At 52.3% G+C, this 10,921-nt stretch carries 7 protein-coding genes; 2 read left to right on the forward strand and 5 right to left on the reverse strand.

The annotated features are described in order from the left end of the window. Positions 1 to 295: 295 nt before the first annotated feature. Both E4O97_RS04140 and E4O97_RS04145 read left to right on the forward strand, forming a co-directional pair. The gene (locus E4O97_RS04140) at positions 296 to 3,388 is read left to right on the forward strand and encodes a TrlF family AAA-like ATPase (protein ID WP_248160881.1); all 3,093 of its coding nucleotides are present in this window, start codon (positions 296 to 298) and stop codon (positions 3,386 to 3,388) included. Positions 3,389 to 3,603: 215 nt separating this feature from the next. Further along, on the forward strand, positions 3,604 to 5,883 hold the full coding sequence (locus E4O97_RS04145; protein ID WP_248160882.1) for a restriction endonuclease: 2,280 nt from the start codon (positions 3,604 to 3,606) through the stop codon (positions 5,881 to 5,883). A gap of 273 nt (positions 5,884 to 6,156) precedes the next feature. Here E4O97_RS04145 and E4O97_RS04150 read toward each other — a convergent pair whose 3' ends face one another. The 5 genes from E4O97_RS04150 to E4O97_RS04170 all read right to left on the reverse strand — a co-directional run bounded on the left by E4O97_RS04150 (position 6,157) and on the right by E4O97_RS04170 (position 10,806). Further along, entirely contained in the window at positions 6,157 to 6,366 is a 210-nt protein-coding gene (locus E4O97_RS04150; protein WP_248160883.1) for a hypothetical protein, read from the reverse strand. 63 nt (positions 6,367 to 6,429) lie between these two features. Further along, positions 6,430 to 7,272, reverse strand: a complete 843-nt coding sequence (locus E4O97_RS04155; protein ID WP_248160960.1) for a chromosome segregation protein SMC — start codon at positions 7,270 to 7,272, stop codon at positions 6,430 to 6,432. Between the two features lie 98 nt (positions 7,273 to 7,370). Then, positions 7,371 to 10,259 carry a DUF927 domain-containing protein gene (locus E4O97_RS04160; RefSeq protein ID WP_248160884.1) on the reverse strand — a complete coding sequence of 963 codons (2,889 nt, stop codon included), beginning with the start codon at positions 10,257 to 10,259 and terminating at the stop codon, positions 7,371 to 7,373. After that, positions 10,256 to 10,525 (reverse strand): DUF3077 domain-containing protein, encoded by a 270-nt coding sequence (locus E4O97_RS04165; RefSeq protein ID WP_248160885.1) that lies wholly within the window; start codon positions 10,523 to 10,525, stop codon positions 10,256 to 10,258. The genes E4O97_RS04160 and E4O97_RS04165 overlap by 4 nt, the downstream gene beginning before the upstream one ends. Then, complete coding sequence (locus tag E4O97_RS04170) at positions 10,522 to 10,806, reverse strand: hypothetical protein (protein WP_248160886.1); 285 nt, start codon at positions 10,804 to 10,806, stop codon at positions 10,522 to 10,524. Before E4O97_RS04170 ends, E4O97_RS04165 begins: the two co-directional genes overlap by 4 nt. Positions 10,807 to 10,921: the final 115 nt, after the last annotated feature.

Raw genomic sequence — 10,921 nt, forward strand, 5'->3', positions numbered from 1 at the left:
TGGAAACGCTTTTATCCGCCTGGTAGCGGCGCTCATACCTCAGGCATTTCCCACCCATGCGCAGCATGTGTAAGCGCACTATTTACAGAATTCTCGCATCAAGTCAGTCGAATACGCTCCACTGGCCTCTTTCGGCTACCTCACCACTACCCAAGCAGTGGAGAAATAAGGCGTCCATAAGAGGTTGCAATGCTCTCTGCCTGACTTGTCGATGCTGGCATTGCGACATAGTATCTGGCTGTCCCCGAAATTAGGCGGACGGGCATGCGCAGTCCAACGCAATGGAAGGTGTGAAATGATAATTCAAAGCGGCAGCGAACGCGGGTCAGTATGGCGTCAATGGGATTTGCATATTCACACTCCAGCTTCATTCGAATGGCGAGGAGCGAAGCTCGACCGGAAATACCCGGATTCAGCTGCGAACAAAGCACTAGTTGATGAAATGATCAAAGCGCTTAACCAGGCGGAGCCCGCAGTTTTTGCCCTTATGGATTACTGGACGTTTGACGGATGGTTTGCGCTCAAGCGCAGATTGGCTGAACCGGATGCTCCGAAGCTTACTAAGACCGTTTTCCCTGGCATAGAGCTAAGACTCGCGGCTCCAATGAAAGGTCGCCTGAACGCCCACGTGCTTTTCTCAAACGAGATTGATGACCAGATCTTGAAAGATTTCTTGGCTCATCTCCGTATAGCACTGAACGGCAGAATCTTGTCTGATGCAGCCCTTATAGCCTTTGCTCGAGAAGCACCTGAAGGTTTGCTGAAGCCGCATGGCATCAAACTCGAACAGATCGCAGATGATGATGAGCTGGCCTATGTGGCAGGCGCGAAAATCATCGAGCTGACGTGTGAAAGCTATAAAGACGCGATTGCTAAAGTCCCCGATGACCAGGCTATCGGCTTCATGCCCTACGACACCAATGATGGCTTGAGTGATGTGAAGTGGACCGAACACTATGCCTATTTTCTTGGGTTAGTCAGGTGCTCGCCCATTTTCGAAAGTAGGAACGCTGATTTACGTTCGGCGTTCGTTGGAGAGAAAACGCCTGGCAATGCTGGCTTTTACGCGGGCATCAGGAACGGCTTGAACGATGTCTCGAGGCTTGTCGTGGCAGGTAGCGACGCGCACTGCTTCATAGGTGCGGGAAATCCTGACAAGCGTGGATACGGAGATTTTCCTTCAGACAAGAAGACTTGGATCAAAGCTGATCCCACCTTCCGGGGGTTGCAGCAGGCGATCCGAGAACCTGCGAAGCGTTCGTTCATAGGATTAACGCCTCCCAAACTTGAGCACATTGCCGGAAACAAAACGCATTTCATCGACCAAGTCGTGATCAACAAGGTGAAGGACTCTGTTTTGACTTCACAGTGGCTAGGCGATGTGCGTCTTCCTTTAAATTCCGATCTGGTTGCGATCATCGGCAACAAGGGGAGTGGTAAGAGTGCCCTGGCCGATGTTTTGGCTCTTCTGGGGCATTCTCGGCAGACCAACCACTTCTCCTTCCTTCGCAAAGAAAGGTTCCGGGGCAAAAGTGGCGAGCCTGCCCGCCAGTTCGAAGGCTCTCTCGTCTGGCATGACGGGACCGTCACCACCTCCAATCTTAACATCGACCCACCTGCCGAGAAGGTGGAGATGGTGAGGTACATCCCACAAGGGCACTTTGAAGATCTCTGTAATGCCCATGTCACCGGCCAATCCAATGCCTTCGAGGATGAGCTTAGATCGGTCATTTTCTCTCACACTGACGACGCCATCAGATTAGGCGCATTGGATTTCAATCAGTTGATCGAGCAGCAAGAAAGCACCTTCCGCCTTCAACTGAACGAATTTCGCAAAGACCTCAAGCGGGTCAATCTTGAGATTGCAAATTATGAAAATCAGTTGAATCCACTGATCAAAAAGAGCCTGGTCGAACAACTGGGCCTCAAGCAGCGGCAGCTAGCTGATCACGAAGCCGTTAAGCCTGCGGAAATGGAAAAACCATCTGCTGATCTATCACCTGAGCAACAAGTGACAGCTGTGACCCTTGAAAAAATCGCTGCCGAACTCAAGCGTCTGGAAGAGGAGCGGACCGCAGCCAATGATGCGGCCTCTCAGCTGGCCGCCAAAAGCAAGGCTTTGAAGGATGTGAGAGAGCAGGTTCGGATGCTCCAACGCACTCATGACCAGTTTGTCGCAGACACGAGTAAAGACCTAGCCCTGTTAGGCATACCAGTTATCGACCTTGTGAAAGTCGAGATCAATTACGACCCGTTGGAGCAATTGGCAGAAGCGGTACTGGCTGACCAAGCTGCCGTAGGCAATAGCACCAAAGCGGGAGAAGATGCGCGTCAAAAATTGTTGGAGCAGCAGACTGAGGCCAAAGCGCGGCTGGATCTGCCGCAACTGATTTATCAAAATTATCTGCTCGCGGTTGATGACTGGCAGCGAAAGCATCAGGAGCTGGTTGGTACCGCAGATGCCCCGGAAACAGTGAAAGGGCTGGAGGCAAGGATCGCGCAGATCCAAGCTCTGCCGGAACTGCTGAAGACCCAGAGAGCTCACCGGCAAAAGCTAGCAGGTGATGTCTACGACATTCTTGATGAGCAGCGAAGGGCGAGAGAAGCATTGTTCAAGCCGGTTCAGGAACTCATTCAGAGTAACAGCCTGATTCGCGACGAGTACAAACTGGGGTTCAAAGCGAAACTCGGAGGCTCAATTGACGCCTTTGCAACCAGCCTGTTTAGCTTGCTGAAGCAGAACGTTGGTGAATTCCGAGGTGAAGATGAGAGCTTCAATACGATCAGGCGGTTGGGCGAAGCTGTGGACTTTGACAACCGTGAAGAAGCGGTCGCGTTTGCCCAAGACCTGCACGACAAGATTTCGGTAGCGGCAGCTACGATTGGAGAAAAAGTCGAGTACGGAATCGATTCGATGCTACGCAAAGACAAGAGCTCGAACGAGGTTTACGACCTGCTGTTCGATCTTTCGTATCTTGAGCCTCGATATTCACTACTGTTTCAGGATGCAGAGATTGAGCAGCTCTCGCCCGGCCAAAGGGGCGCTCTGCTCCTGATTTTCTATCTGTTGGTGGACAAGGGACGTAACCCCATCATCCTGGATCAGCCGGAAGAGAACCTGGACAACGAGACGGTAGTGAGCCTTTTGGTGCCTGTTCTCACAGATGCTAAGAAACGTCGACAAATCATCATGGTCACGCACAACCCTAACCTTGCTGTTGTCTGCGATGCTGAGCAGATCATTTGGTCTCACTTCGACCGGGCGAACGGTCAGAAAATATCTTACACCGCAGGCGCCATAGAAAGTCCTGCTATCAATGGCCATGTAGTCAAGGTGCTGGAGGGGACGAAGCCTGCATTTGATAACCGCAGGTTCAAATATCACTGAGAAATAGTCGCCGGCCTTGGTCCATTCTGCAATTTGCTCGGGTCTTGAGGGCGTTGACGCTATGGTTTGGGCTTGGTGATCTGCCATTTGAGAATGTCGACTTTTGGCCGATAGCTGACCATCACCATGGACAAAAATGACGCCGATTCAAAACACGTGGCGTTATCTGAAGGTCCGCCTAAACTACTACTTTAGGACAACAACAAGAGTCTCATATGCCGAATTACGACTTCAAACAATTGTCCCCTCATGATTTCGAGCAGCTCGCTCGCGACTTACTTCAAGTCCGCGATGGGATCATTTTAGAGTCATTTAAGGCCGGAAGGGATCAAGGGATAGATTTTCGACATGCCACCGGAAAAGATAATCTCATAGTTCAATGCAAACACTACGTAGGTACAGGGTTTTCTGGGCTCATAAGGGACTTAAAAAAAGAGTCTGTGAAAGCTGAAAAGATCAAGTTGACTCGCTATGTATTGGTTACTTCCGTAGGGTTGACCCCCTCGAACAAAGATGAAATAAAGTCCTTGTTCAATGGGTTGGTCACGCATGATATTTTGGGTTCCGACGATATAAATAATTTACTCGGCATCTATCCAGAAGTTGAGAAAAAGCATTACAAGTTATGGCTTACAAGTCGTGAAATGCTAGACCGCGTGATACACAATGCTTCGCTTACGCAAAGCGAATTTGATGTTAGTCAAGTTCATCGAGATATTCATAAATATGTCAGGAGTGCGGCATATCCAAGATCACTTGAAATGCTTGCAAACGAGCACGTCGTCATAATATCCGGTGCTCCTGGTGTAGGAAAAACATCACTTGCTAAAATGCTGCTGTATAAGCATATTGAACTTGGTTATGAGGCGATTTCAATTCTAACTGACTTTCAGGTTGGTCGCGAACTTTATCAGAAAGGTAAAAAGCAAGTTTTTTATTTTGATGATTTTATAGGCGCAACCTTTTTAGGTGAGCAAGCGTCAGTTTTTAATCGAAATGAAGATCGTGCCATTGTCGAATTCATTGAAATGGTACGATCATCGTCGGCTACGAAATTGATTATGACTACGCGAGAGCATATTCTTCGGCAGGCTATTGCAACTTCGGAAAGATTCAGTCAGGCCAATTTAATTGATAGTCGCTGTGTACTTTCAGTTGGTGACTATAGTCGAATGCAGCGTGCTGAAATTTTATATAATCATATATATTTTAGCGATTTGCCAGAGGCCTATCGAACCGCCTTGTTGTCTAATCGTTTTTATATGGAGATTGTTCAGCATCAGAAATTTAATCCGAGATTAATAAGTTGGCTTTCAACTTTTCAGCGTGTTAAATCGTCCGCGCCAGAAAAATACCAGAATTTTGTTAGGGCTTTATTAGCTAACCCTGCAGAAATTTGGCGCCATGCTTATGAATTTCAGATTAGCGATTCGGCTCGTAGCATCCTCTTGACTCTTTACACGTACAGTGGAATATGTGAGCCAGAGCTTCTGGAGCGCGCTTTTTACTCCTTGCACAAGCTTCGAGCTCAGCGATATTGTTTTCAGATCAAACCTTCTGACTGGCGATTCGGGCTTGGAGAATTGAATGGCTCATTCATTCGCCCTGGAAAAAAAATTGAAGTGATTGATCCATCGGTATTAGATATGTTGAACGCTGTTGTTCGCAGAGACACGCCAAACGCGCTGGATATGATCGAAGGTTCCATTCGCTTCGAGCAAATTCGTCGCATATGGGCGTTTTCGCTAGTTGAAGATAGTCGCGATGTACTTAAGCATCTACGCTACGAATCCCATCGGGTGGCAGTAGTATTTGACTCTCTCTTCAAGGCTCCCAGAAAAGTTCTTATTAAGAAGCGCTATTCTTATATCGACGATAGTCTAGAGCTTCGAGTGGGTACTATGATCGACGCAGCAGAAAAGCTGCAGTCAATTGAACTTCTCCAAGCTTCAATCGCAGCACTTAATACGCTTCTTGGTAATTGGGATTCGGAAGTTGCCAATATTGAAATGGGCGTAGAACTACTTGGAAAAATAGAAAGCTCTACTTTTGAACTGTTGCGTGAAGATAAGTCGCTGCAAATTCGTATTGTTCGTGCTTTGGTAAAAGAAGCTTCGACAGGGTGTAGTGCAGATGAATTGAGGGATTTGTTGCTCGCCGTAAAACTTGAAGAGCTGGATGATGATCTAAGCACTGATCTAAATGAGGCGGTGGAGTTTCTTCAAGATAATTCTGTCAGTGATGAAATACATGGGTGCCGCTCGATAGCTGAATTTGAGGCTCTTGATGAGACTCTTAGAGCTATTGGGGATATTACACAGTATGACTTTAGTAGTGCTATTGAATCGCTGCGTGAGAAAATGAGTGAATTTGAAAATGAGCAAGCTTCCCACGAGGATTATCTTTACGAAGAATGGAGGGATTCTCAACGAGAACATATAAATAACGATATTGAAATTCACGATATTTTTGATTCGTTGCGCGAAATTAAATAAGCCTGTTGTTTTTTTGTAAATTGCTGGATAACTAATCAGTAATTAAGCAGTACAGCGCAACGGCTTCAAGATTTTAGAGATGAATTTATCTTGCTCTCGACAAAATAAACAGTGGTAGATGTGTTGAGGTGCACGATCGAGGTGAGCGGCGCCTTCTTTCCGAAAGCGGGCATAACCCACAGCCGCCACGGATCAGAAGCCGAAAAATCTGGAGCCTTGCTTGTAATGGGAGTGTCTAACGACGCGGAAGCTGCTTAAGCTTCCGCTTCTCTATCAGCCACCCTTTCTTTTGAGTTGAAGGTCAATGAAATCAAGCTCTGCCTTGATTGCATCAATCGTAAGCGTCTCAACTTTAGTGTCAGTGTTTGCCCGTGCGTTGAGCTTTTTCATGCCAGACATGCCGAGAATTATCCCGTTCAAATGCAGCTTTCGGGCCTTCAGGGAATCTGGCACTTGAGCGCCGTTCTGTTGTGCTTTATTCATGGTTAGACCGATGGTTGGCCCGAAGCAGCCGACCCTCGCCGGTTGCTTCGGGGAAGGTTCAGGTTAGGCCGCCAGCAGGTCAAGCAGGCTGTGTTGGCGCGAGCGATCTGCGAGTTCGTGCCAGGTCCAGCTTCCAAAGCGCTCGCCCTGTTCAGGGATATCCAGCTTCATCAATGCAACCGGGTCTCGATTGATCAGGTCGCGTGCGGCCCACAACTTACCGCCTGTTTCCAGCAGCGCTTTCGCGGCCTCATTCCACTTTTCTTCTAATACCGTGTTTGCCAGATGTGCTGCTTCTTTTTCAATCTTGGCATGTTCTTTTTGCGCCTCCGTGATGTGCTGATCAATCGTTACCAGCTCTTGTTCCAGCGCGGTGATCAGCAGTTGCTGACGACGATGATGCTCAACCGCAACCGTGAGGTTTTTTGCTGCCTTTTGAGCTTCCGCATTAGCGGCTTTCTCACCTTCCACATCGCCCCAAGCGACAGCCTGCGCATAGGCGGTGGCTGCATTTGTCTCAGCTTGTCGAGCTTTTGCCATATCTTCCTGATCGCTGTGGCGGACCTGCTGCAACCGGCTCTCGATACTGCTGCGCTTTTCGTTGAGTTCCATCTCGTCGGCTTTCCGGTTCGCCATATCGCTGAGATAACCCGCAGCCAAGCTCTCACGATTCGCCAATGTCTCAATGCGATCAATCTTCTGGTTCAGTGTGCTGATCTCGAGATTTCGCGAGTCGATGCGTCTTTTGTGATCGTTGATTTCATCCTGCACAGCCCGTTGACGGCCTTGCTGGATAACCTCTGGGCTTTTCAGCGCGTCTTCGAAGGGCGCCAGGTCGCGCTGAATGCTCTCCATTTCGAGGGTCAGTGTGTCGCGGCGGTCTTTCAGTTCTTGGATAGTGTTCATCTGTATTGTCTCTGGGTACTGCGGTTGATAGGGATGGTTGTCGAACGGCTGGCGAGGCCGGTAATGAGCCGGCGCTACCTCGATCAGCAGGCATGCCATCAGGCGGCCTTGGCCTCGCTTTCATCCGTTCCAGGAACTGTCTTCACCACATAGCAGCGTTGAGGTCCTAACCCGGGCAGGCGAATCAAGCTGTACGCCTTGCCGTCGCTTCCCGGTTCGAGCACGCCCCGTTGCAGCAGCTCCTTGTTCACCGCACTGATATTCATGCCCTTGAAGATTTCGGCCCTCCAGGATTCCGGCAGCACGTAGTAGGTGTTGGTGGTGTGCAGTGCGTCGCCCATGCCGTGTTCCATCGTCTTGCGAAAGCCCAACCGATCAATCGTGCGTGGGCCGTGCTCATCGATCTTGGCGGCGGCAGATTCCCAGCGGGTAAAGCGGCTTTCTCCGAACCGTTCGATGACCTGGTGTAACCGCGCCAAGATCGCATCTCCCTCAAAGTTTCCGGCGCCGCCGCGCTCAGCCAGCCATGCATGCAGGCAAACCCGTGCAGCCGTCATGGCCGTACCATCAGGCCAACCGGTGACGCCGAAGGCGGTGGCCAACTCTCCGGCGGCTGCTGCGAGGCCAAAGCGAAGGGCGGCACGTTGGGCTTGCCCACTGGCCGATGCAGGTAGGTTTTGGGTGATGAACTGCTCCACCGTGCGGCGAATGACCACCGTCCATCTGAGCATTTCTCCAGGCGAGCACAGTGCATGCAGGAAGGCGGTGAGGGGTGTGCCGTAGTATTTGGCGACACGGGCCTTGAGCGCATCGGAGAGGGCAGCAGCATCCTCAAAACCATTCAGCACATCGAACATGCCGAGACCTTTGCTAGCATCCGCTGGCACGGCGAGCATGCGCACCTCCATACCGGCTTTGAGCTCCTTGTTTGCGTCTGCCATGTGCTGCGCCAACGTCTTCTCGCCAGTCGAGAGAAACAGCAAGCGCCACTCCTGCACCTGTCGGCCCGCTTGTCCTCGATCATTCGCCCGGGCCTTGCCAGTGCCGTTGCCGAGCATGTACACCGTCTCGCCAATAATGCGCGGGTCGCACATGCCGATTTCATCCAGTACCAGGAGACCGTCTGAATGTGCGGCGGCGATGGACTCCAGAGCGTTATCTGTCGAGCGCCATGAGCGCACCAGGCGCGGCCCGCCATAAACCGAGGCTGCAACTTGCAGGTGGGTGGTCTTGCCCCCGGAACTGTCGCCGTAGAGATGGAAGCCGCCTGACTCATGACCGAGCAGGTTCAACAGAGGCCCAGCAAAGGCCACAGAGACGACAAATGCCAAGCGGTGATTACCAACGCACAGTGCGCCGATTTGCTGCTGCCATTGCTCCAGAGAACCCGCCTCGCTGATCGGTGGCAGCTGGGCACCGGCTTCATAGAAATGCAGGTGCTCGGCATGCGATCCGATCTGTTGTTCGGGCAAAAGGAATGCGTTGTCGTGCCAACCCAGGCGCGTTACCAAACGTGCGCGCTGGGCGCTATCGAAGCCGCCGAGATAGCTTTGTAGGTCGTTGCGGGCATTGCGTCCTGATCGGCTCCCGGCAAGGCGCAGGCCCATGTCTACCAGCGGGCCGAGTACGTCTTTGCCAAAGTCGCCGGTCATGGTCCTGGCTGGAATGTTCCAGCGTTTTTTAGCGCCGTCCGGGTCATCGAACTCGACCAACAAGCCCCAGTTGTGGCCCTTGTCGTCGCGAGTGCGGGCGATGATTTCGAGAGGCGAACACACGGGACGCGCCTCGCCATCATCGCCGGAATAAAACACCCCGTCAGGCGTCAGGCGAAAGCCGCCCGGCAACAGATCATTTTTCGATTTCGCAGGACGTTTTGCAGGTGCCTTGGTTTTCGCTTCTTGGGGCTCAGTGGGCTCAGCGGCACTGCCGAAAAACTCACCGCTGCGCACCAGCTCGGCGACGTGGTCAGCGGTCCAGTCTTTGGTTAATGCATCCGCTGCATCGTCGCCGTCTGCCCATTTTCCACCCTTAATGAGCGTGGGCTTTCCGCCTTTGCTGCTGGGCTTGAGCTTGAACACGTCGAGCGAGATTCGTTGTACCGAAGCGGCGCCCAGCTCAATCAACTTGAGCTCGATGGCATCCATGCAGGACTTGCCGCTGGCATCGTTATCCGGCCACAGCACCACAGTGCGCCCTTTGAGTGGCGTCAGGTCGGCCTTGTGCCAAGAGTTGGAGCCGTTCGGCCAGCAGGTGGCTACGTAGTCCGGCATCAGCTCAGCAGCGGCATCAGCTGCTTTCTCACCCTCACACAACACTACGGGCGCATTGGCGCGCTGTGCCAGCTCATCCAGGCGCATCAACGGCCTAGGCTCAGGCAGGCCTTGCCAGCGCCATTGTGTGGTTTGCCCATCGGAGCGTTTGCACCAGGTCAACGGCGCAAAGACCTTTCGCGGTTTGCCGTCTTCATCTGGGCCCAGGTCGAAGCGATACAGCACCATGACCGGTTGGCCCTGTGCATCGCGATAGATCCACACCTTGGATGGAACACCGTGTTGCCGGTGTTTCGCTGGGCATTTGTTCATGGCCCCAGCCGGGATCGGTTGAATCGAAATCCAATCCGGCGTAGCGGGCTTGGTTGGTGCGCTTTTGGCGGTCGCGGAGCCAGCGGAAACGCTGAGCAGATCCGCAAGCTTTTTGCAGGCATCAACGTCGGTGCCGCCGTCGATGTAGCGCACCAGGTCGATCAGGTCCCCGCCCTTATCGCCGGTGGCAAAATCCGCCCAGGTGCCTTTGCTCAAATTGACCTTGAGTGAGCCTGCGCGTTTGTCCGTGCGCGTCGGGTTTGGTGCGGTGTATTCCTTGCCGCCGTCGACGCGTTTGCCGTTCGGCAGCCAGTGAGTAAGGACGCGGTCGATGTTCTTCAGAGCGGCACTTTTTACGTCGGCAAAGCTGGGGCGTTTTGAGGTGTTGCCGGTGCGCTGGGTCATGGCTTGGCCCTCGATGCAAACATCGAGTCATTCACGTCATCAAGGAGTGCCTTGGCCATTTCACCGAGGTAGAGCGCGCACCAGCTATAGCGCTCACCATCATCACTCATGGCGGCGTCTAATGTGAGCTGATTCACGTAGTGCTGGAGAAGAGAAACCGTCTCAAGCGCGTCTTCAATCGGTACTCCTGCGTTCACACGGAATAGGTGCTGGCTGTTGGTGCTACCAAAAAAAGACGCCCGTCCTAGTGTGCCTTGGGTGCTCATAGCGCACCGCCTTTCTGGCTTACTGGCGCAGAGGAGGCATCACCGTACATGGTGAGTGTTTTGATCAACCCCAGAGTGCCGCGCACGTCCCAAATAACGGACGACAGCACGCGGTTGGAGAGTAGGGGTTTATCGCCATCTAAGTGATCTTCCAGCAGCATGAGAACTGAATTGGCACGTTCAAGGGCACAGGTGATGGCGTCGATAGGCAGGCCGGCTTCGGCGTCTGGGCTGACGCGGAGCAGATCCTCGGGTAATGAAAAGCCTGGAAGCATGCTCATTGGGCGCCTCCTGCTGCTTCCAGGGCGCGAGCCTTGGACATATGGGCGTTGTAACGGGAGAGGCGTGTAGCGAGGCTGGAGTTGGCGTGTAAAGCGGCGAGAGCCATTGCTCGAT

The organism is Pseudomonas sp. W15Feb34, from assembly GCF_023127765.1.
GTDB classification, from domain to species: domain Bacteria; phylum Pseudomonadota; class Gammaproteobacteria; order Pseudomonadales; family Pseudomonadaceae; genus Aquipseudomonas; species Aquipseudomonas synxantha_A.

Excerpts from the sequence above, each read along its gene's own strand:
- E4O97_RS04170 (WP_248160886.1), bottom strand. The coding sequence starts at position 10,806 with ATGAGCATGCTTCCAGGCTTTTCATTACCCGAGGATCTGCTCCGCGTC.
- E4O97_RS04160 (WP_248160884.1), bottom strand. The coding sequence starts at position 10,259 with ATGACCCAGCGCACCGGCAACACCTCAAAACGCCCCAGCTTTGCCGAC.
- E4O97_RS04165 (WP_248160885.1), bottom strand. The coding sequence starts at position 10,525 with ATGAGCACCCAAGGCACACTAGGACGGGCGTCTTTTTTTGGTAGCACC.
- E4O97_RS04155 (WP_248160960.1), bottom strand. The coding sequence starts at position 7,272 with ATGAACACTATCCAAGAACTGAAAGACCGCCGCGACACACTGACCCTC.
- E4O97_RS04140 (WP_248160881.1), top strand. The coding sequence starts at position 296 with ATGATAATTCAAAGCGGCAGCGAACGCGGGTCAGTATGGCGTCAATGG.
- E4O97_RS04145 (WP_248160882.1), top strand. The coding sequence starts at position 3,604 with ATGCCGAATTACGACTTCAAACAATTGTCCCCTCATGATTTCGAGCAG.
- E4O97_RS04150 (WP_248160883.1), bottom strand. The coding sequence starts at position 6,366 with ATGAATAAAGCACAACAGAACGGCGCTCAAGTGCCAGATTCCCTGAAG.